Source organism: Acinetobacter sp. 161(2023), assembly GCF_037027805.1.
Lineage (GTDB): Bacteria > Pseudomonadota > Gammaproteobacteria > Pseudomonadales > Moraxellaceae > Acinetobacter.
Genome location: NZ_JAZEYD010000010.1, coordinates 1 through 22,546 on the forward strand (window position 1 = coordinate 1; position 22,546 = coordinate 22,546).

The 22,546-nt window shown below is 38.2% G+C and carries 23 protein-coding genes and 1 pseudogene; 19 read left to right on the plus strand and 5 right to left on the minus strand.

Going from position 1 to position 22,546, the window contains the following annotated elements; all coding sequences use genetic code 11:
- The 7 genes from WA249_RS10890 to WA249_RS10920 all read left to right on the plus strand — a co-directional run.
- A partial coding sequence (locus WA249_RS10890; protein ID WP_336168655.1) for an efflux RND transporter periplasmic adaptor subunit occupies positions 1-771 on the plus strand: 771 nt, incomplete at its 5' end.
- Positions 768-3,929 (plus strand): efflux RND transporter permease subunit, encoded by a 3,162-nt coding sequence (locus WA249_RS10895; protein WP_336168658.1) that lies wholly within the window; start codon positions 768-770, stop codon positions 3,927-3,929. The genes WA249_RS10890 and WA249_RS10895, both read left to right, overlap by 4 nt.
- 105 nt (positions 3,930-4,034) lie before the next feature.
- Positions 4,035-4,823: a COG4705 family protein gene (locus WA249_RS10900; RefSeq protein ID WP_336168660.1), complete on the plus strand. Its 789-nt coding sequence runs from the start codon at positions 4,035-4,037 to the stop codon at positions 4,821-4,823.
- A gap of 27 nt (positions 4,824-4,850) precedes the next feature.
- Positions 4,851-5,291: a hypothetical protein gene (locus tag WA249_RS10905; RefSeq protein ID WP_336168661.1), complete on the plus strand. Its 441-nt coding sequence runs from the start codon at positions 4,851-4,853 to the stop codon at positions 5,289-5,291.
- Between the two features lie 55 nt (positions 5,292-5,346).
- Positions 5,347-6,012, plus strand: coding sequence for a response regulator transcription factor (locus WA249_RS10910; protein ID WP_336168664.1), 666 nt, complete (start codon positions 5,347-5,349; stop codon positions 6,010-6,012).
- The gene (locus WA249_RS10915) at positions 5,988-7,331 is read left to right on the plus strand and encodes an ATP-binding protein (RefSeq protein ID WP_336168666.1); all 1,344 of its coding nucleotides are present in this window, start codon (positions 5,988-5,990) and stop codon (positions 7,329-7,331) included. Before WA249_RS10910 ends, WA249_RS10915 begins: the two co-directional genes overlap by 25 nt.
- 129 nt (positions 7,332-7,460) lie before the next feature.
- Complete coding sequence (locus WA249_RS10920) at positions 7,461-7,724, plus strand: hypothetical protein (RefSeq protein WP_336168668.1); 264 nt, start codon at positions 7,461-7,463, stop codon at positions 7,722-7,724.
- 300 nt (positions 7,725-8,024) lie between these two features.
- Here the strand turns inward: WA249_RS10920 and WA249_RS10925 are convergent, their stop codons facing one another.
- From WA249_RS10925 to WA249_RS10935, 3 genes are read right to left on the minus strand one after another with little or no spacing between them, the layout of a single operon-like run.
- Positions 8,025-8,939 carry an alpha/beta hydrolase gene (locus tag WA249_RS10925; RefSeq protein WP_336168669.1) on the minus strand — a complete coding sequence of 305 codons (915 nt, stop codon included), beginning with the start codon at positions 8,937-8,939 and terminating at the stop codon, positions 8,025-8,027.
- Positions 8,923-9,822 (minus strand): alpha/beta fold hydrolase, encoded by a 900-nt coding sequence (locus WA249_RS10930; RefSeq protein ID WP_336168671.1) that lies wholly within the window; start codon positions 9,820-9,822, stop codon positions 8,923-8,925. Before WA249_RS10930 ends, WA249_RS10925 begins: the two co-directional genes overlap by 17 nt.
- Positions 9,823-9,843: 21 nt before the next feature.
- Positions 9,844-10,896 (minus strand): sugar phosphate isomerase/epimerase family protein, encoded by a 1,053-nt coding sequence (locus WA249_RS10935; RefSeq protein WP_336168672.1) that lies wholly within the window; start codon positions 10,894-10,896, stop codon positions 9,844-9,846.
- Positions 10,897-11,076: 180 nt separating this feature from the next.
- Here WA249_RS10935 and WA249_RS10940 point away from each other — a divergent pair, with 180 nt between their 5' ends.
- From WA249_RS10940 to WA249_RS10950, 3 genes are all read left to right on the plus strand, one after another.
- Complete coding sequence (locus WA249_RS10940; RefSeq protein WP_336168673.1) at positions 11,077-11,676, plus strand: TetR/AcrR family transcriptional regulator; 600 nt, start codon at positions 11,077-11,079, stop codon at positions 11,674-11,676.
- Between the two features lie 778 nt (positions 11,677-12,454).
- Positions 12,455-13,006, plus strand: coding sequence for a TetR/AcrR family transcriptional regulator (locus WA249_RS10945; protein WP_442891966.1), 552 nt, complete (start codon positions 12,455-12,457; stop codon positions 13,004-13,006).
- Between the two features lie 44 nt (positions 13,007-13,050).
- A complete protein-coding gene (locus WA249_RS10950) occupies positions 13,051-13,536 on the plus strand; it encodes a hypothetical protein (RefSeq protein ID WP_336168675.1) in 486 nt (161 codons plus the stop codon).
- Here the strand turns inward: WA249_RS10950 and WA249_RS10955 are convergent.
- Entirely contained in the window at positions 13,533-14,231 is a 699-nt protein-coding gene (locus WA249_RS10955) for a DUF1826 domain-containing protein (RefSeq protein WP_336168677.1), read from the minus strand. The genes WA249_RS10950 and WA249_RS10955 overlap by 4 nt on opposite strands.
- Before the next feature lie 450 nt (positions 14,232-14,681).
- On the opposite strand from WA249_RS10955, the gene WA249_RS10960 reads away from it, so the two are divergent.
- Both WA249_RS10960 and WA249_RS10965 read left to right on the plus strand, forming a co-directional pair.
- Entirely contained in the window at positions 14,682-16,061 is a 1,380-nt protein-coding gene (locus WA249_RS10960; protein WP_336168678.1) for an EAL domain-containing protein, read from the plus strand.
- A gap of 79 nt (positions 16,062-16,140) precedes the next feature.
- A pseudogene (locus tag WA249_RS10965) lies at positions 16,141-16,353 on the plus strand (TetR/AcrR family transcriptional regulator); the annotation flags it as partial.
- An 87-nt stretch (positions 16,354-16,440) separates the two neighbouring features.
- Here WA249_RS10965 and WA249_RS10970 read toward each other — a convergent pair.
- Complete coding sequence (locus WA249_RS10970) at positions 16,441-17,343, minus strand: LysR family transcriptional regulator (protein ID WP_336168679.1); 903 nt, start codon at positions 17,341-17,343, stop codon at positions 16,441-16,443.
- A gap of 112 nt (positions 17,344-17,455) precedes the next feature.
- Here WA249_RS10970 and WA249_RS10975 point away from each other — a divergent pair, with 112 nt between their 5' ends.
- The 7 genes from WA249_RS10975 (at position 17,456) to WA249_RS11005 (ending at position 22,475) form a co-directional block, all read left to right on the plus strand.
- Positions 17,456-17,872: a GlcG/HbpS family heme-binding protein gene (locus WA249_RS10975; RefSeq protein ID WP_336168680.1), complete on the plus strand. Its 417-nt coding sequence runs from the start codon at positions 17,456-17,458 to the stop codon at positions 17,870-17,872.
- On the plus strand, positions 17,869-18,651 hold the full coding sequence (locus tag WA249_RS10980) for an SDR family oxidoreductase (protein ID WP_336168682.1): 783 nt from the start codon (positions 17,869-17,871) through the stop codon (positions 18,649-18,651). Before WA249_RS10975 ends, WA249_RS10980 begins: the two co-directional genes overlap by 4 nt.
- An 89-nt stretch (positions 18,652-18,740) precedes the next feature.
- Entirely contained in the window at positions 18,741-19,778 is a 1,038-nt protein-coding gene (locus WA249_RS10985; protein ID WP_336168683.1) for an FUSC family protein, read from the plus strand.
- 366 nt (positions 19,779-20,144) lie between these two features.
- On the plus strand, positions 20,145-20,849 hold the full coding sequence (locus tag WA249_RS10990) for a hypothetical protein (protein ID WP_336168685.1): 705 nt from the start codon (positions 20,145-20,147) through the stop codon (positions 20,847-20,849).
- A 222-nt stretch (positions 20,850-21,071) separates the two neighbouring features.
- On the plus strand, positions 21,072-21,389 hold the full coding sequence (locus WA249_RS10995; RefSeq protein ID WP_336168687.1) for a hypothetical protein: 318 nt from the start codon (positions 21,072-21,074) through the stop codon (positions 21,387-21,389).
- 181 nt (positions 21,390-21,570) lie between these two features.
- Positions 21,571-21,765, plus strand: a complete 195-nt coding sequence (locus WA249_RS11000) for a hypothetical protein (RefSeq protein WP_336168890.1) — start codon at positions 21,571-21,573, stop codon at positions 21,763-21,765.
- A gap of 251 nt (positions 21,766-22,016) precedes the next feature.
- A complete protein-coding gene (locus tag WA249_RS11005; RefSeq protein WP_336168689.1) occupies positions 22,017-22,475 on the plus strand; it encodes a hypothetical protein in 459 nt (152 codons plus the stop codon).
- Positions 22,476-22,546 lie beyond the last annotated feature (71 nt).

Here is a 22,546-nt window from a genome sequence, read left to right on the forward strand (position 1 = left end):
ATGAATACTACACAAGCACAATCTGCCGTGGTATTTGCCCAAGGCGAACGCCAACGGGTTGCCAGTTTGGTGAATGCACGTTTGGCGACCCAGTCGCAACTTGCTACTGCTGAAAAAGCTCTAACTGACGCTAAGGCAGCATTAAATGCTTTGCAGCAACAGGGTGGAGCACGCAAAACACAAACTATTCATGCGACTGCTGATGCACAGGTCAACAGCATGAGTAATCAGGTGGGAGACCATGTACCTGCGGCAACTACAATTATGCAGTTGGGTAAAACTGCAATGCCGCAAGCAGTGATTGGGGTTGCTCCAGACATGCTGAACCGTTTACGGGTGGGGATGCCAGTGAGCATTAGCCCAGCACTTGCTACAGGGCAGACAGAATCTTTGCAAGGGAAGATCCTACGTATTGATGGTGCAGTCAATGCCCAGACAGGCCGTGTTGATATTCCAGTACAACTCAAACATAGTTTATCAGGACGCTGGCGTATTGGTGTTCCAGTTAAAGCCACCTTGCAATTAAACAGCTTGCAACAGAAGGGGCAAAATGGCTGGGTTGTACCACGCAATACAGTTTTGCAGGATCAACAGGGACATTATATTTATCAAGTGAAAAAAGATCATGCAGTGCGTGTGCCAGTGCAATTAGGTGTACAAACCAATAAAGAAAGCATGATTTATGGGCAGGTAGACCCTAACATTAAAATTGTAACCTTGGGCAACTATACCTTGAAGAGCGGCATGCGTGTACAGGAGCAAACTCGATGACTGTATCGCCACCACCAAATAGTCAGGACGAGAAAAGCGATGGCATAATGCAATGGATGCAACGGCATTACCGTTCCTTAATGTTTTTAGTCATTATCTTAGGGTTGGCTGGTATTGCAGCATCAGTCAAATTACCTGTTGCGTTATTTCCACACGTGGACTTTCCTCGAGTTGTGGTGTCTCTTGATGCAGGTGATCGCCCTGTTGAACCAATGACGCAAAATATTACCATTCCTGCTGAAAATGCCATTCGGCAAGTACCCAATATCACCAATATTCGTTCAGTGACCAGTCGTGGTAGTGCGGAAATTTCCGTCAATTTTGACTGGAATGTCGATATGTCGATGGCAACGTCACAAGTCAATCAAGCTATTGGTCAATTGGTGCCTAAGTTGCCAGCAGGCGTACAAGTTAATGTACGTCGTATGGATCCAACTGTTTTTCCGATTCTCGCCTATAGTCTACGCTCCGATACTTTGTCGCAATCTCAGCTGAGGGTACTTGCCTATAAACAGTTGCGACCAATGTTGGCGACAGTGTCTGGGGTGTCACATGTTGAAGTGGAAGGCGGTACACAGGATGAATATCAGGTCATGGTTGATCCTGCGGTCTTACAAACGATAGGCTTGAGCATTAATGATGTCTCTACTGCCTTGGCTTCTGCCAATGTCGTGACAGCAGATGGACGACTAGAAGATCAGTACAAACTCTTTTTGGTAATTACGAATACACCTCTTAAAGATGAAGCTGATATTGGTAATGTCGTAGTTAAATCTGGATCTGATGGCCTAGTTTTACTCAAAGATATTGCCACTATTAGTAAGCGTCCAGCACAGCAAGTGACGCGGGTAAATGCCGATGGTCATGATGCAGTTTTACTGAATGTCTATCAGCAACCTACGGGTAATAGCATTCAAATTGTCAAAGATGTGGCGGCTAAATTGGCATCAGCACAATTACCTTCTGGAGTACATCTGACGAGTTGGTACGATCAAAGTCAGTTGGTCTCTGCTTCTGCACGTAGTGTACTCGATGCTATTTTAATTGGTATGGCATTGGCGGGCATTGTACTGCTGATTTTTTTGCGTAACTTCAAAATTACTTTGATTGCTGTCGTGATGGTGCCTTTAACACTGGCGTTGACCACTATTTTACTCATGTATCTAAACATGAGTTTTAATATCATGACTTTGGGGGGGATGGCTGCTGCTGTCGGGCTGATTATTGATGATGCTATTGTGATGGTAGAACATTTAGTGCGTCGCCTACATGAGCGGGCCATCGTGTTGGGAGATGAACAGCAAACGGATCGAGAACAAGTCCGTCAGGGCATTATGTCTTCAGCACAGGAATTTTTGCGCCCGTTGGCTGGCTCATCAGCCTCTACGATTGTTATTTTTATTCCGTTGGCTTTTTTGACAGGTATTACTGGGGCATTCTTTAAAGCTTTATCACTGACAATGGCATCAGGTTTGGTTATTTCCTTTTTGCTGACTTGGTTTGTTGTGCCAATGTTGGCAGATATTTTTCTTAAAGATAAAGATATACGTCCGCATCAGCCGAGTCGTTTTGCTGAAATAATAATGAACCGTTATCAGCAATTACTACAGGCATTGATTTGCCGGCCACTGTTAGTGCTATTGCTGGTTTTACCCTTATTGGGATTGGGTGGTTTTGCGTTTACCAAGGTGGGTTCCGGTTTTATGCCTGCCATGGATGAGGGTGGTTTTATTTTAGATTACCGCACACCTGCGGGAACGTCGCTTACGGAAACAGATCGCTTATTGCATCAGGTTGAGCAGATTATTCAGAAGAATCCAAACGTATTGACCTATTCACGTCGGACTGGGAGTGGTTTGGGAGGCGGTCTGGTTGAACCCAATCAAGGAGACTTTTTTGTTCGTTTAAAACCGCAACCGCGCGAGCCAATTGAGGCGGTGATGGAAAGCGTGCGTAGTGAGGTTGAACAACAAGTACCAGGTGTTAATGTTGAATTGGCTCAATTGATGGAAGATGTAATTGGCGATTTAACTGCTGTACCACAACCGATTGAAGTCAAACTATTTTCAGATGATGCTGAACTACTTCAAAAGGTTGCCACCAAAACAGCTACAGCAATTTCGACAGTAAATGGTGTAGTAGATATCAATCCCGGCATTATTCCAGCGGGTGATGCCATTGAAATTCATGTCAATGCACCAGCCGCTGCACTGGCTGGCTTGACCACGGATATGATTAATCAAGCCGTACAAGATGCGATGTCAGGTCGGATCGCTACGCAAATTGCGCAATCTACCAGCAGTGTTGGTGAAACTCCAGTCCGTGTCTGGGTTCCAGAAGAACAAAGACAAACCTTACTGGATCTACAAAATCTTACCTTACATTCACCGAATGGCCCTATCGTGCGATTGCAGGATGTTGCAACGCTTGAACATGTTGCAGGGCAGTCTGAGGTTACACGTGAGCAGATGCAGCGTATGGTTGCAGTAACAGCGCGTATCAGTGGGCGAGATTTAGGTTCGGTTGTTGCAGATGTTGAAAAAGTTGTTAATGCGAAAGGCTTTTTACCCGCTCATGTTCGAGTTGAAATGGGTGGTTTATATGCTGAACAGCAAAAAGCATTTAAAGGGCTAATGGTGGTATTCGCTGCGGCTGTTTCTCTGGTTTTCTTACTGTTACTGTTTTTATATGAAAGCTTTCGTATCGCTTTCTCTGTATTACTTATTCCACTATGTGCTGTGTCGAGTGTTTTTATTGGTTTATGGTTAACCGGCATTGAGTTGAATATTTCAGCCATGATGGGTATGACCATGATTGTGGGGATTGTAACGGAGGTCGCTATTTTCTTCTTTTCAGAATATCAGCACTTGCGTTCTCCGTCAGAACAAAGCATGCGTAGTGAAGATGATCAACCATCAAGCCATTTAACGCAAATGTTTACCCTGATTGAAGCTGGGAAAAATCGTATGCGTCCTATCGCAATGACGACGTTGGCGGCTATTTTAACTTTACTGCCCTTAGCATTTGCATGGGGTGAAGGCTCTGCAATGCAACAGCCTTTAGCGATCGCTATTATTTCTGGACTAATTGTGCAGTTTCCATTGGTATTGATTGTAATGCCAGTGGTATTTAGTGTGTTATCTAAGCACCAGAAATAAGCCAAAAAGAAAAGGCACATATTCTTTATCAGAATATGTGCCTATGTTTCAGCTAAGTCAGCCTTATTAAACTGCTTGCAAGTCCATTTAGTTTGGTAAAACACTATGAGTAACTTGCAAATGGCCAATACTAGTGGTTGGCTGAATAAAGTTCCAGAAGTTACCTTGTCGTTCTGGATCATTAAAATTATGTCAACCACTGTGGGTGAAACAGGTGCTGACTTCCTAGCGGTGAATGCTGGCCTAGGTCAGAACATTACGTGCGCCATTATGGCGGCTTTACTGTTCATTGCCCTGACCATTCAGTTGCGTACTCAACGCTATGTACCATGGATTTACTGGTTGACCGTTGTATTGGTAAGCATTGTTGGTACACAAATTACTGATTTATTAACGGACGGTTTAAATATCAGTTTATATCTCAGCACATCTGTATTTTCAGTTGCACTCGCTGTGATCTTTTTCATTTGGTATCGAGTTGAGCGAACCTTATCTATTCATAAAATCGTATCGCGTAGACGAGAGCTGTTTTACTGGGCTGCTATTTTGTGCACTTTTGCACTTGGTACAGCAGCAGGAGATTTGGCAACTGAAGCATTAGGTTTAGGGTTCATCTGGGGCGCTGTGCTGTTTGGTACATTAATTGGCGGCAGTTTTATTCTGTGGCGTATGGGAGCAAATGCCGTACTCACTTTCTGGATAGCCTATATTCTAACTCGCCCATTTGGTGCTGCGCTCGGTGATTTCCTAACTCAAGATCATATATATGGTGGATTAGGTTTGGGAGCGATGTGGACCAGCATCATTTTCCTTTCTGTAATTGTTATTTTAGTCACCAAAGCTCAGTTTAATTCCTATGTAACACAGAACCAATCTGTTCAAGCCAAACACTAATTTTCTTTATTTTTTTAGGTGAAAACTATGAAAACACAACGCTCATTGATTCGTCCACTTGCAGTTGTTGCATCAACAATTATTGTGACCTTAGCTGTAGGATGTGCTAAACATTCTGGTACTCCAAATACAGATGCAAATGCTCAAGGTACTCAAGCTTCCCAAGCTCATACAGCGTCTAAGTTGGGTGATTTAACTTCATTTCGTAATATTGCATTTGAAGTCAATGTATTCGTTGATAAAGGTGATTTACCTGCTGCTAAAGCACGAATTAAAGATTTAGAGTTGGCGTGGGATTCTGCGGAAGCTGGATTAAAACCAAGAGCAGCAGATGATTGGCATGTGCTAGATAAGTCAATTGATCAAGCTTTAGCAGCAGTACGTGCCGATCCAGCTAAGCAAGCTGACTGTAAAAATGCCATGACTCAATTATTAAAAACTTTTGATATGCTTCAAGCACAAGGCTGATTTATAAGTATATATAGATGATCATTTGAATGGACAGATATAAAGTGGAGTTCCGATGCGAGTACTATTAGTTGAAGATGACCCGATGATTGGTGATGCAATTCAGAGTGCTTTAAAAGATGCCTCTTATGCAGTAGATTGGGTTAAAAATGGACAAGTGGCGCTCAGCACTCTGAACAGTCAACATTATGATGTCATTCTTCTTGATCTGGGATTGCCAAACAAAGATGGGTTAGACGTACTCAAAAGCATTCGTGCCCAGAACAATCCGATTCCTTTATTGATTATTACTGCACGTGACGGACTCAATGATCGTTTAGATGGACTCGATAGCGGCGCAGATGATTACGTATTAAAACCTTTTGATATGGCTGAATTGCTGGCTCGTATTCGAGCTGTGCTTCGGCGTAAAGTGGGCAATCCGACACCCACACTGGGTAATGGTATAGTCTTACTTGACCCAGTAACCAAAGAAGCATCCGTGGATGGTGGAGTTCCGACTCAGTTATCGAACCGTGAATTTGCACTACTTCATGCGTTACTGCTTAGACCAGGCGCGATTTTATCCCGTAGTGAATTGGAAGATCGTATTTATGGTTGGGGAGAGGAGGTTGAAAGTAATGCGGTTGAATATCTGATTCATGCCTTAAGACGAAAATTAGGAACTGAGGTCATTAAAAATATTAGGGGCGCTGGATGGATGGTATCAAAAAAAGTCTAAATAATTCGATTCAACTCAAATTATCCTTCACTTTATCTGTCTCAATTTTACTTGTTGCTCTGGTCGCAGGGGTTTGTTCATTTGTATTTGCTTTTGATGAAGCGCATGAGTTACAGGATGATATTTTGCGGCAAGTGGCTCAGCTCATTGACCAAAAACAGTTGTCATCTAGCCTTGCACCCATAACTCATCTCAACGGTAGTGATGCAGAGGCTCAAGTCATTATCCAGCACTTGAAAGCCAATCAGTCTAGTGTAGATAAAGATACAAGCGGAATTTTACCCATATCACCAACACTGCCCGATGGTTTACACACCCAAGAAGCTGGAGATAAAACTTTTCGTGTATTGGTCAAAACACTGATTAGTGGTGACCGGATTGTTGTTGCTCAGCCATCGAGTTTAAGAAATGAAATCGCGTATGACAGCGCCTTTCGTACAGTCATGCCTTTTTTAATTTTTATACCTGTCTTGCTGTTCCTTGTTTCCCATTTAGTCCGAAGCATGTTTCGGCCTATTGCCACACTTTCAAATGAAATAGACCAGCGAGCTGAACAAGATTTACGTCCAATTGAAAGCACTCATTTACCAACAGAAATACGTCCCTTTATTGTTGCGATCAATTCATTGTTCACACGTGTAGAACAATCTATGGAAACACAGCGCCGTTTTGTTGCAGACTCAGCCCATGAATTACGTTCACCACTGACAGCGCTATCTTTGCAAGCTGAAAGATTGTCAGATGCCGATATGTCTAATGTTGCTAGAGAACGCTTGAATGTGTTGCAAAAGGGAATTAAACGAGGACGAAGCCTGTTGGAGCAACTTTTAACTTTGGCTAAGGTTCAGACCAATGTTGAATCTCCGAAAGCATGGGTTTCGGTTCAGGGTGTTTATCGTCGCGTATTGGAAGATCTGATGCCATTGGCAGAAGAAAAGCAGATTGATATTGGTATTGAAGGCGTTTCAGATGCTCAAATATGGGCCAATGAGCTAGAGCTAATGACTGTTGTTAAGAACTTGGTTGATAATGCTATTCGCTATACGCCGTCGGCAGGGCGAATTGATTTGTCCGTACAACAAGAAAATCGACAAGTGATTTTGCAAATTCAAGATAATGGGCCGGGCATTCCTGTGAATGAAAGAGAACGAGTATTAGATCCATTTTACCGAATACTTGGCGGTGAGCAGGTGGGTTCTGGTTTAGGCCTATCTATTGTAAATACGCTTGCCGCACGTTGGGGAGCAAAAATCGATTTCAGTTTCACTGATAAAGAAACACAAACTGGACTACAGGTTAATATTTATATCCCTGTTTAGGGGGTGTTTAATTAGTGCGTAAACTTAAATCTCAATTTAACAATAGGTTTTAACAGATTATCACTTGTTCCTCGCTATGCATTTATGTATTACTTTAAATTCGGGTACTAGAATAAAAAGGAATTTATCATGAAGTACATTAAGTATATTTTAACCGCTTTACTGATCGCTTTTGCGGTCCCAACCTTTGCAAAAGACCATGCTTACCACGGTTCGCATTATGATCATGCCTATCATGGTTCGCATCATGGCTATGGTCATGCTTATCGTGGCTCACATCATGGTTATGGACATGATTATTATGGTTCACATCATGGCAAGGGTTACTATCACAATAAAGCACATGGCGATCATGGGTCTGATCGACATAGCCACGGACGTGGTCATCGATAATTTAATTCACTACAAAAATCCCGCAATATTCTGCGGGATTTTTTATGATGTAATCACCACTTTATAAACCCCTCTTTAATAATAATTCACTCATTATTTACTCTTATTTTAAATGGAACATTGCAGCTCGTCACAAAAGACAATTTAGCGGCTAGAGTTCAGTTCACGGTGTCATAAGCAGAACTTGGATAACCAACATCTATAGTCAAAAGTAAGCTGGGCCACTCCGAATGTTTAATTAAACAATTTTAAAGAGTGGTCCGACTAACCGAAATGCTTAAATGATGGAAATAAATCTATCTACATGTGAATTTTACTATAGATCGATTTTACCTTTTCGGGGCTAATTGCCAGCATGTGAATCGCGCCGTGAATCATTCCTTCCAACAAATGAAAGTTTACTTGAATACCTGCATCCCACAGTTTTTGAGCATATCTTTCGCCATCATCCCGAACAGGGTCATATTCACAAACAAAAATGGTTGCATCAGGCAGTCCCTCTAAAGACTGCGCGAGTAACGGACTTACAAGTTCATTCTGTTTTTCACTTTCATGTGGCACATATTGATCCCAGCAATAAACCATTGTAGATGACTCCAAACCATAACCTTCGGCGTATTGGTCATAAGATTTGCTACTCATCGTGGCATCTAAGGCAGGGTAGAAAAGAAGTTGATGGCTCACCTTAATTTCTGGGTGTTGTTTTGCCATTAGACATGCAGCAGTCGCTATGTTTGCGCCCGCGCTATCTCCACCTACAGCAATACGGTTTGGATCAATTCCAAATAGTGAAGCGTGCTCATGGATATAGCGAAATGCCGTAAAAAAATCATTTAAAGGGGTTGGGAACTTAAACTCTGGAGCCAAGCGATAGTCCACAGAAAATACAACCTGTTGAGTAGTTTCTGCTAATAACCGACACGAGCGGTCCCATGCGTCTAAACTTCCCAGACACCAACCTCCACCATGCGCAAAAACCAAAGCAGGCCTTTGCTCAGCATTTTCGAGTGAATAGGGAACATAAACACGAACTTCAATTTCGGCACCATCTGAAACAGCAACATAAAAACTTTGTTGATAGCTTGCATCATGCTGAATGCCTTGCTGATCAATAATGTCTTTATTTACTTGATCTCTGAGTTCTTGTAACGAGTTTGCAGCCTGTGTAGTTGGTCTAGACTTAAGCCAGCTTTCAATTTCAGCAAGTAGAGGCATGGCTTTTTTCCTGCTGCAAAAAATCTAAAATGAGCGAGCTAAATATTTCTGACTGTTCTTCCATAATGAAATGACCGCAGTCTTTTACAATTGCACTCGATAAATGCGGTGAAACCTTTTTCATGGTTTCATAAGGCGCATTATCGGTAGCATGTTCAGCGCCTATGGCTAAAACAGGCATGTCTAAACTTTTAGTTTCTCTGATTTTATTTTGACGAATGGTCTCTGGAATAGAGCGATAATAATTAAAACCCGCTGTTAAACGACCCGGAATTTTATAGGCTTCAATATAAGTTTCAGTCGCCACTTTATCTTTGTGCCACGACCATTTATCAAACATATAATTTAAATAAGTATCTTCGCGGCCCGCGATTAAGGCTTCGGGTAAGTCTAGGGTTTGGTTAAACATGAAATGCCAAAGAAAAATATTTTCACTCGGTTCAACAAAAATAGGTGGTGCGGGCGCTAAACCGGGAATCACTGCTTCTGTTACCGCAAGACGAGTCACTGACTCAGGAAAGTCAGATGCAAGTGCATAGGCAACCCACATGCCAATGTCGTGACCAACAACCGAATAAGTTGGATACTCAAGTTCAGTCATGAGCATTGATAAAATTTTAGCGATACGCCCCGTATCGTAACTTCCATCCAGTGGAGCTGAATTTCCTGTTCCGGGTAAATCAACAGCGATGGCTTGATAACCCTGTTTTGCCAGTTCAATCATGACTTTGTGCCACGCGTACCATGTTTGCGGCCAGCCCGGAATCAGTAATACAACTGGACCTTCCCCTAAGGTCACGTAGTGTAATTTTTTACTTTCGATGTGAATGTAATGATGTTGGAATTCGTTATGTGAGTTTTCATTGAATAATTGAGTTTTCATGTTGAGTTCTCTTACGGTTCCTTAAATCCCTAATAACTGATTAATTTGAGTCTGATTAACGGGAGCAGCCGCAAAGTCATCAAATACTTTATCGGTGACATGAATAATATTTTGCTTAATGAACTCGGCACCTTCGCGTGCGCCATCGTCTTTATTTTTTAGGCAACATTCCCACTCTAATGTGGCCCAGCCTTCGTAGTCGTAATGTGCTAACTTTGAAAAAATCGCTTTAAAATCAACTTGACCATCACCCGTAGAACGGAATCGAGCCGCTCGATTTCCCCAGCTTTGATAGCCGCTATACATTCCTTGGCGGCCTGTTGGGTTAAATTCGGCATCTTTAACATGAAACATGCGAATGAAATCTTTATAGATATCGAGATATTCCACATAGTTCAGTTGCTGTAAAACAAAATGGCTTGGGTCAAAAAGAATATGGCAACGAGGGTGGTTGTGAGTTCGCTCTAAAAACATTTCAAATGTAATGCCGTCATGCAAATCTTCACCGGGGTGAATTTCATAGCAAAGGTTGACGTCTTGTTCATCACAAGCATTCAAAATCGGAAGCCAGCGACGCGCTAATTCATCAAATGCCGTTTCGATGAGTCCAGACGGTCTTTGGGGAAATGGAAATACATAAGGCCATGCTAGCGAGCCAGAAAATGTCCCCATATCTTTAAGACCTAAACGGGCAGATGCTTGAATTGAAGCGAGCATTTGCTGTTTTGCCCACTCGGTTCTAGCTGCTGAATTACCATGCAAATGAGATGGGGCAAAGTTATCGCACATTGAGTCATAAGCAGGGTGAACAGCCATTAGCTGCCCAAAAATATGAGTCGTTAACTCACTAATTTTTAAGCCATGATTGCTTAAAGTACCTAATATTTCATCACAATAATCTTGGCTTTCGGCTGCCAAATTGACATCAAATAAACGTTTATCCCAAGCAGGAAGTTGTACTGCTTCAAAGCCTTGGTTTGCTGCCCAAGCAGCAATATCTTCTAGACGGTTAAAAGGGAAAACATCATCACTAAATTGAGCAAGATGAATACTAGGGCCTTTGATGGTTTTCATAATAAAACCTAATTAGTTGTTGATCGACAAACAATAGGCTTAATTTTTGATAAAAACAACTTTTTATTTGAAAATCAAAACAAAACGGAAGTATTTTGAATAAATCTTATTGATTTATTTGTGAAAATATTTTTTTCGAATAATAATAAAAAGACGTACTAAATTTGATAAAGGGTCATTATGGCTGGTAGACCAAGAGAGTTTGATCGAGAAGAAGCCCTCGTAAAAGCGAGAGATTTTTTCTGGCTTCATGGCTATGAAGGCACATCAATGTCAGATTTAGTTGAAGTTTTGGGGATCGCCTCAGCTCGAATTTATAAAGCATTTGGCTCAAAAGAGGCTTTGTTTAGAGAGGCTGTAAATCACTATGAAAAAAATGAAGGTAATTTCGCACTAAATGCTTTAAGGCAAAAAAATATTAAAGATGCAATAAACCAATTATTTCAAGATGCACTAGCGCTTTACACTCAAACCAACCATTCCTATGGTTGCATGGTGGTGTCAGCAGCGAGTGTGCTAGGCGAAGAAAACCAAGCTGTTTTGGAATGGATGAAAGCACAGCGTATTGCACGAGGCCAAAGTCTGGTCGATCGATTTGTTCAAGCAAAATCAGACGGTCAATTGGTCGCAGATGCAGACCCTAAAACTTTAGGGCAATATTACGCGCTCGTTCTACATGGATTATCTGTTCAAGCAAGAGATGGATATTCAAAAGAAGAACTTGCTCAAGTGATTAATTTTGCATTAAAAAATCTAGAGCAATATGTTGTGAGTGTTTGATTGATTTTGACATGTTTAATTTAAGATATGTTGGCAGAACTCCCAATATAAGAACTCTGCCTTTCTACCCAAGAATCCAATTTTGGGTATTTCAATACTTGGTGTCAGCTCACCATTAATAATTTTATATTCATAGCCATTTGACCTTATATAAGCATTTTATAAACCCCAATTTAACAATAACTCACTCATTATTTACCCTTACTTTTTAATGATCTATTTTAATACGATTGTCATTTCGTGTGCTTGACTGCAATAGGACAGAGCACTATCCTTTGCCTGCTGGCCTACATTGCCAGCCGGCTTTGACAGGCTGAATGAAAGATCGCATCAGAGTTATTCCGTCTGAGGAATAGTCTTATGTGTAAACTCCTCGTCTCCCTTTTTGTAGCGGTAGGACGGAAGGGGGACACCTTCGGGTGTGCTGGTTATATCTTTCACCAGTCTGTCAACCCTCTTTCGTTCTGCCACCATAATTTCTATTCATGTCGGCAGAACTCCAAATAAAAAGGAGTTGGCTTTGCACATCCATTATTTCTTGGCTCTCGATGCCAAAAGCTATAACGACACAGCTTAAAACTTTTAAAGCAGCTTGGTCACCCTAAGGTTTTCAGGCTTTAAGTCATTACGGCTCAAAAAAACTTGCATCAACAATAAAACTTGAGATGTGCCAAGCACAGTCTTTACGGCTTTGCTGTGCCTTTTTTTCTCCCAAAAAGGGCACAGGCTTTTTATCTCATTTAGAAACAACAAAAATTTATTTTAAAACGGTAAAACTATGCCAAATTTAATTCTTTCAACACGTGCCATACAGGTCGTAAATAAATCGATTCATTTGTTTCATCATCACGGATTTCATACCGTGGGTATCGATAAAATTATAAAAGAGTGCGAAATTACAAAAGCGACTTTTTATAACTACTTTCACTCCAAAGAGCGGTTTATTGAAATCTGTTTAATCGTGCAAAAAGAACGTTTGAAAGAAAAAGTAGTTTCAATTGCTGAGCACATGCACTACCCAAGCGCAATTGATAAACTCAAGGCACTTTATTTTTTACATACCGATGTAGAGGGGTTGTACTATTTATTATTTAAAGCCATTTTTGAAATTAAACTAACTTATTCAAATGCTTACCAAGTCGCAATTAAATATCGAACATGGTTAATCAATGAAATCTATAGTCAGCTCATAAAACTAAAAAATGATGCTACCTTTCATGATGCCAAACTATTTTTATATATGATTGAGGGCGCAATTATTCAGCTTTTAAGCTCAGATCAGGTGGATGAGAGAGAAAGGATGTTTGGATTGTTTTTTGGTGACAAGTGATGAATTTTGAAACGAGTATTGAAGCAACTTAGGAATAAAAGGATATGCTAATTCAATTAGAACTAATATCGGAAGTCGATATTGCGCAGTTGCGACAATATGATGATGAATATGACAACGAAATTAGTGTGTTGACTGACATTTGTGCTGAATTTTCTAAAAATAAACGCAATAACTTTAAGATTCTGGCTTTCTCAGCTGAGCTTTGGCCTGTAGATATCGAAACTGATTTGGTGGTTTTTTTAGAACAACTGCCTATTTGTATAAGAGAAATAAGCTTAGGGCAGGATTGTTCAATTGATTTATATGAGCAGGGAGTAAATAGAGAAATTTTATTTAAATTTAATCATGGAAACTATAATTGTTATGGGCAAAGTCATGATGGAACTTGGGTACCTAGCTATACAGAAAATATTAGCCAATCAGATTTGTTGAAAATGTTAAAAGCTTTTTTAGATCATTTCTTGTCAGCTTTAAAATTTAGGCATTCTAATAAATATCTCGTACAGTGGTTAAGCGATAATATTTAACATATTAATAGCAATCGATATTCACCATCTTTTTCAACGGGTGCCCGATGAACACACGGCAAAACTTTTTGAGTTGGGTGGTCGACTGCTAAACGCCAAATATGACCCGTGCCTAAATTTACAGGTTGGGCATCGGGTTTAGGCTGATAATGCAAATCAAAAAAATACTCTGCCAAAAAGGCTTCAAATTCAGCATCTGGGCCGTCATGTAATTCTTTGAGTTTTTCTCTGATTTCTGGAATTAAAACTTTTTGTTCAACCTGATCATTGGGCACAATATCGCTGGCAGCGCCGTGATAGGTACACAAGAATGTATCCGTTTCAATCGGGGAACGATCAACATGAAATGAATATACATCTGTTGAAATGAAATCTAGCTCTTCATCACGTTCGTAATGTTGAAGTAAATTTAGTACAGGTGAGGCGCCGAAATCAGATAACTGCTGGATATCTTCTAAAATCGTTTCCCGTGCCAGATTGCCTCTTTCTGAAAGCTCTAACGCTAAAAGATCTTCAATGGAAACTTCTGTAATATTCTCTTTTAAATCAAGTTTATTCACAATTTCTTTAAAGTCACCCGCCAAATTTCTGTGCCAGCAAAGCGCATTTGTCTTTCCTTCGAACTTTGTATCTATAAGTTCAGAAAAACTAGAAACTTTTCTAATTTGAGTGCTGTCAGAAAACGCATTCTTCATAGGAGAATTAAATAAAATAAAAGAGTATGGTTAATATTATAGCCTGAGCCTTTAGCTAAATAGCTAATCGACTGTCTGAAGCAAGGATTTATTTATATTTAGGTTCATAGCAAGAAGTTCACAAAATTAGAATTAAATATTTAAATTAAATAGAGATTTCAAATATTCTTAATATCAATAAATAAAACAATATATGTTAAAAACTGTACAGTTCTAATTTTTCACTATTTAAGCTCTGTACCTTAGTAGCAGAGGCATGTATCGTTAAGCGAAGATACTTTAAAATTAGAAAATGTTGGAAAGTCAAATCGTTCAATGAATAACCAGACTGCACCACCACGATTAAAATAACACCTAATCTCAAGATGAATAGTAAAAATAACAAGGGAATAAGACATGACGTTTTATTGAAAGATTGAAGTGGTGTATCAATGATCAAGATGGGGGTCTATGGCGAAATATTTTACGGTTGATTTAGTTATGGTAGCTTCCTCTTACTTCAAAAAACAAAAGAAGAATTACCACCCTGTAAAGGACCAGCAACTTACTATTGCAGCTAAAGCAAATATCTTTATTTGCCTTATATTCTGCTTGTTTTGGACAATATATTTCGCATTTGCACAAATGTGGCTGATTGTCTATATGGACGTGTTTTTCACTTTAGTATCCCTATTTAGTCTTTTTTTAATTTATAAACGTCGGATTTCAGCAGGTATTCTGCTATCCCAATTTGTTTTGCTTGTTTTCCCGGTCATTTTTTGCCTATTTCTTGATGTAGCAACAATTGATCGGCCTCGGGTAGCTCATTTATTTTTACCCGCAGGTGCGATATTAGGGTATTTAAATTACCGTAGAGACCCAAGTTTTTTACAAGTTGTTTTGATCCTACTGTCGATTGCATGCTTTATATTTTTTAGCGGCAGTTCTTTTACTATCGATAGTGCCATTCCTTTGTCGGAAAATATTCGTGATCATGGTGGATGGATTGCAACTTGTGTTGCCACACTCATGATTTGTATTTCAATTTACACCATGCAATTAGAGATACAAATAGAAAATAGTATGGTGCAAGATCTACGTTTAGCGCTTTCTAAAAAACAATTTGAACTTTTTTTCCAACCACAAATCAATTCTTCTGAAACCTTGATTGGGGCGGAAGCTTTATTAAGATGGCATCATCCTGATTTAGGATATATTCCCACAAAAGATTTTATTCCAGCGGCCGAAACTTTTGGGTTAATGCCCGAGATTGGGGAGTGGGTATTAGTTCAAGCCTGCAAAGTTTTACAAGATTGGAATAAACAAGAAGAGACCAAAGATCTTACGCTTTCAATCAATATTAGTGCTGATCATTTTATGCAACCAAACTTTGAGCAAACGGTAATTGATTTGCTTCAGAGGTATGACATCAATCCATCGCGGCTCATATTAGAAATTACTGAAACTATTGCTTTAATTAATTGCGTAAGCATGATCGAAAAAATGAATTTCTTGTCTAAACATGGCGTTCAACTTTCTCTTGATGATTTTGGTACAGGTTATTCATCTTTAAGCTATTTACAAAAAATGCCCATTAGCCAAATCAAAATTGATCGTAGTTTTGTACAGGCTGCTTTAGATGATAAACGCAGCAATAAATTAGTCACTGGTATTATTAAAATTGGTCTGGATTTGAACCTTCGAGTGCTAGTAGAAGGCATAGAAACGCCTGAACAATTTAATGCTTTTAAAAATAATGGGTGCACGGAATTTCAAGGTTATTTATGGGGCTGTCCAATGCCTTTAATTGACTTCATAAAACAATTGCCCCATTTCAATAAAAAAGTGTAAGGACAATTTCAATAAGAACCCAGAGTAACTAATATCCATAATTAAAAGTAAGTTGAGCCATCCCAAAAGTGTAATTAAACACCCAAAGGCCTATCAGACCGTAGTTGACTATCGAAATTGGTTTATTAATGAAATCTATAAACTGCTTTTAACAACCAACCCAAATGCTTCAAAACAAGATGCACACATGTTTTTGTTTGTGATTGATGGAGCAATGGTTCAGCTTTTAGACCCGAATAAACCAGATGAAAGAGAGCGGTTGCTTGAGTATTTTTTGTTGGGGTTTGGGTGAGGGACCAAAAAGAAAAATCTCAAAAAATAATTCTATATACATAGTAGATAGACCAAGGCTATTAAATTATATATTTCTTGAAGCAAATTAAGGTTGGATTGGCTTGAGTTTTCTCTTTATATATTCAATAGCCTGAGTCACTTTTGCTGATTTCGTATTTTTCTGTGTAGTAACTGCCCATATGTTCATGGTGCCAACATTCCAGTCATCGAGTACTTTAACGAGTTTACCCTCTGATAATGCTTGTTCAGCTTCAAATGTACTTAAACAACAAACACCATAGCCTTGTTCACACATTTTATGAAGAATTAAAGTATTGTTGGTAAGGTACTTGGGCTTAATTTCCGCATAGTAACTTGTGTAAGTTGATTCATGAAAAAAATATTTTTGAATCATCGTATCGTTAGTTGCATATTGTAAATGTAGCCAGTTTTCATCACCTAACTCATTAGGATGAGTGGGCATTCCATGTTTTTCTACCCAAGCAGGGGAAGCATAAAGTTTCATATGCATTTCAGAGATTTTGTGAGCAATAAATGAAGAGCTTGGCATTTCCCCAACACGTATAGCCAAATCAATCCGTTCTGTAATCAGATCGATATATTGATCTTGAACCTGAATGTTTAAATTAAGATGCGGTAGAGCCTGAGACCAGTCTTTTAAGCTTTCTATAAAATAATTTGATAAACCGACTGGTGCTGAAATTCGTAACTCTCCAAAAGGTTCTTTTTTTTCGGTATCTAATAATGCTTGAGCATTTTCTGCTGCTTGAGCAACTTGTTTGCAATAAAAATAATATCGCTGTCCAATTTCGGTTAAAGATAATTTTCTTGTTGAGCGATGTATTAAGGTAATTCCACTAATTTTTTCTAAATATCGAATTTGTTGACTTACAGCAGATGGGGACATATTGAGAATTCTTGCCGCACCACTCATCGATCCTTGTTCCACTACTTTAGTAAAAATAACCATACGTTTGTAATGATCCATTTTGAACCCTGGCTTCAAGCTGTTTGAACTTCAAAGCTACTATTATGAACTTACTTATTCAAATACTATTTTTATGAATCAAGAAGAGTATTCGATGGGAAGGTAAATCTTTATGAAACATATTTGGGCAAAGAAAATGATTTCATTCGCAGTAGATTTAGCCAGTCAACAGCAACTCAGCTTTTGTTTTGCAATCTATGATGAATCTGCAAATTTACTTGCTTTCCAAAGAATGGATCATTCAATGCTAGGGTCAATTGACCTTGCTTTGATGAAAGCTAAAACAGCGTGCTTATTTCGGACAGAAACTCAAAAGCTTGGACAGCTATCACAACCGAATATGCCCATTTGGTCTATAGAGTTTAGTAACGGAGGCCTAAGTACAATCGCTGGTGGTGTGCCACTTCTAAATCAGGCTGGAGAGTTTATAGGAAGTATCGGTGTCTCTGGTGGAACAGCAGAACAAGATAAAGAAATGGCACAAATGTGTTCAGAATATTTTCTAAAAAATGTAGGGTTTACGCAATGAAAAAAGTATTAGTAACTGGTGCTGGAACTGGATTAGGAAAATTAATGGCAATTGCGCTTGCTAAGGCAGGTAATCAGGTAATTGCTTCAGTTTACGCTGTATCTGAAATAGAAAGCTTAAAAGAATTTGCAGTAAAGCAAAATGTTAATTTAACAGTTGAAAAGCTAGATATTTCAAATGCAGAAGATCGAGAAAGGGCAGCCACTTGGAATGTCGATGTACTGATTAATAATGCAGGTATCGCAGAAACTGGTCCATTAGCAGAAATACCAATGGAACATTTTACAAGAAACTTTGAGATCAATGTTTTTTCAGCTTTAGCTTTAACGCAAAGCATTATTCAAAATATGGTGAAATCTAATATTGCTGGACAAATCATTTTTATTTCATCTGTTGCAGGGTTAATCACAAAAGCATTAACAGGTCCGTACTGCGCAACAAAACATGCCATAGAGGCAATGGCAGAAGTCTTGAGTGAGGAACTCAAAGACTACAATATTAAGGTGACGGTCGTTAACCCTGGGCCTTACGACACTGGCTTCAATGATGCCCAAATGCTAGAAATGAAAAAATGGTACGATCCAAAGAAAAACTTTACCCAGTTGACTGAAGACAGCTTCAAATTTCCTTTAGAACAGTATAGTCCTGAGGAACTTATTGAGCGTATTGTGAAAGTTGTGTCGGGTGAGGTGAAGCTATTTAGAAACTTATTACCTGAGAGTTTTGTTGATATTGTAAAAGACTATCAGGCTGATTTGTGGGTTAAAGAAAATAATTAAAAAAGAGCTGTTCCTCTAGTTAAATTAGTGGAACAGCTTTTAACTCAACATCCTGCATATACCTTACTTAATTTTATTTGGTAATAATAATGAGTAGATTTATCAAAATATTAAAACAAGAATTAATAGGATTATTTTTACTACAAAAAAGTGATCGGACTTGGGAACTTCCTTTAACAGCAGCCTTAGCAACAAGTTTACCAATTTTTTTAGCTATATATTTTGGACATATTGAATATGGTTTGATCTCAAGTTTAGGTGGAATGATATTTCTCTATACGCCGAATAATACACCTTTACACTACCGTTTTTTAACAATGACCTGTGCAACAGTAGGTATTAGTTTTAGTTATTTAGTTGGTTTACTGAGTCACTCATTAGAATTTCCTTTATTTATTATTTTTTCTCTGATGACATTTGTTATTTTGATGATATGCCGATTTTTTAGATTGGGTCCACCTGGTGGATTATTCTTTATTATTGCATTAAGTGTTGGCACAAACTCAAATATAGCGATTTCACAAATTCCATTTAATGTGGGAATGATGTTTTTGGGTGCACTATTTGCAAGCTTTTTAGCTATGATTTATAGCGTATTTATGGTGCAGAAAAAGAGAGAAAAATTATCTACACCTTCTTTTAATTATGATTTTAACTATGTAATTAGTGAGTCTATTATTATTGCTTTATTTGTCGGTATAGCAGTCTTCTTTTCTAAAATATTTGAGTTAAAAAATTATTATTGGGTTTCTGTAAGTTGTTTGATCGTATTGCAACAGTCTAATTTTAGAGATGTTTTTAGTAAAATTTTACATCGTGTACTTGGTACAATGATTGGAGGAGGAGTTACAGTTTTAATATTATCTCAACTATTAAATGGATGGGGCATCGCTATAGCTGTTATGTTGTTAATGTTTGTTGTTGAATATTTTATTACGCGGAATTATGCATTAGCAGTTATTTTTATTACCCTTTTAACTATTTTACAAGCCGAAGCTAATAATTTAATTTTAGAGAGTGCTAATTTTGATTTGTATTCAATAACCTTTACTAGATTTATAGATGTATTGCTGGGGTGCTTTATTGGTTTAGTTGGTGGATATGTTATACATAACCGAATGTCTTAATTTTAAAATATCTTATTCTTATTAAATGAAAAAATTGTATAAAAATCAAAAAACTAGCAATAATTTTAATACTTTTAGGCAATGGTCAGTCTTCAGTTCAGATTGTCATGAAATTTTAACTTGATATTTAGCACAGGTAATCTTAAAATCCCGCCAACTAATTTTTAGGAGCTTCATTGTGAGTACTTGCTCGAGTGACAGTAGTCGATCGGTAATAGTTTAAGTATCCACTGAAGTCTTTATAGACCTCTTTTTGTGGATACAAGAAGAGGTTTTTTATTTCCATCTTTTCATTTCTATTATTAACCCATGATCTAATCATGACTGGTTGCAGTACTTGCATATGCTCCCTCACTTATAGGAGTGATGCCAGTGTTATTTACTTTTAAGAAACGCTCACTTATTTCTGGTTTCTGCTTAATGGCATTATCTAATTCTGGCCATAGTGGACGTCCTATGGTTGTTGATGATGCAACCCTTGTTTCCCCAAAAACTTGCCAACTAGAAACATGGACGCAGCATAATTCTGACAGCAAAGAATATTGGGCAAAGCCTGCTTGTAATTTTGGCGGTAATTTTGAATTTTCTGCTGGCTTGGGAAAAGTAAACGATGATGCTGAGCACTTGAGCTATGCAACTGTACAAGGTAAAACCTTATTAAAGCCTTTAGAGACCAATGATTGGGGAGTGGGGTTTTCTTTTGGAACTCAAATTAATACGAAAGATTCTTCGAAGAAAGATTGGACTGCCAACGTTCCATTAAGTATTTCTACACTGGACGATAAATTTTTAATACATGCCAATGTTGGTTGGTTACGTGAAAATACTACACATAGAAACCAGACCACGTGGGGGATTGGCACGGAAACACAACTTGCTCATCCATTAACTTTCACTGCTGAAGTATATGGTAATGATCGGAACGACTCCTTTTATCAAACTGGTTTAAAATACATGATTTATAAGGACCTTGTTCAAATAGATGCAAGTTATGGCAACCGAATTTCTAATCACGATAATTCTTTTTTCTCAGTCGGTTTTGTATTTCAAACAAAACCATTTTTATATTAATTATTTAGAAATATCCTAATAAATTCTTTTTTAAAAAGTGCTCTTTTTAAAATGAAAGGGCACAATTTTTCCTTTTAATTGATGATGAAAATTTCACTTAATCTATCAATAAATGTGACAGAATCTAACTTTTTATATCGTGTAAATACCGCTATCTTGATTAGGCTTGAACACAACATCTTAAAGTGTTCCTCTTTTAGTTAGATTTTAGGTATTTAAAAAATGAATAAAATGCACGTAACTTTAGCGGTAATTATTGGCTTAATTATTGGTGGAGTATTAGGCTCTGTAGGTTACTCTAAAACTGCTGCGCGTTATGATGCTATGACCACAGCATGTGTCATGGTAAACCAAGCAGTTGAACATGGCATCTTGAAACCTGAACAGGTAAAAGAGCTAGGGGAGTTAACAGGTCAAAGTCTTAAAAAAGATTATGCATCAGTTGCATCTAAGTTCAAATTCTCTGAAAAGCAATTAGGTAACGCATCTGAAGGTTCTAATTGTAGTCAGTTTATTGTTGGGGTGAATGCCGCAAAATAACGCGTAGGAAGCCCACAGAGTGTGGGCTTTTTTATAAAACCTCTTTGGATTGGTTAACATAAGCGACAAGATCAACCGAACATATGATCTATAGGCTGCTATAATAATGATCACCGCAAAATTTAAGTTAAGCTTGCTCTAGGCAGGCTTTTTATATGTGCAAACCAATCTTCTAGGAAATATGAAACGTTATTTAAAACAAACTCAGCCCACTACTTCTCATTGGACCACAGAGCAAGACTGCTTCTTGATAGAAAATAATTCACTCTCAATTCAGAAACTCATCGAACATTTACCCTTTTCTGAAAAAGAAATAAGAGTACGTAGATCTGTTCTTGGTTTAGTCAGAAGAGATAAACAGATGAAAACATTTTAGTTTTACCAAACGGTAAAAATAATATGAAAGTAAATGTTTCTAATTATCTCTATTCAACCATTCATTTTGCGAAAGAGTTATCAAAACCATAATTTTTTTCGGTGTTTTTTTGGTGCAATTTACGTAAAGCTTTAATTACTTACAAACTACTCCCATAAGGCTACTTATAATTACATTGCTTTAAGCATAATCAAAGGCAGAAAACATTCATAGATCAGCACTTTATAACAATAGTACGGAGAGAGAGGTCAATGCCAAAGTATCTAGCTGTAGCCGAAAAGGTTTATAAAAATATTAAAAAAGATAGCTTATTCACTGATGACATTACTCAGAACCTTAACTGTTTAATGAGTCAGATTCGAAAAGCCATCAAGGGAACGGAGTTTAAGCTCAAGTACAATTATATAGACTTTGAAGAAAACTTAACCAAACCATTAAGTGAGTGCAAGGTCCAGATTGATCTGAGTGTTATGCCAAAGTTTGTAAATGAGGGTGAATACCTTCTTTGGTTAGCTGGTTTTATAGAGCGAATCACAGACGGAGGAAAACCTAAATTACCACCTATTTCTCAATTTCTGCCACCAGATTTTAAGATATCGAAAGATGTGTTTCCTGTGACTGTTAATCCTCCAAAAGAGGAGCATGCAGATATGATTATTAGCTATTTTAAATCGAAAGATTTTCTGAAAATCGAGAAAACTCCTTCATAAAAGAATATAGAAGTATTCGTCCACCATACTTCTATATAACTGCTGGTTTTTACTCAGCGACCGCCTTCTGG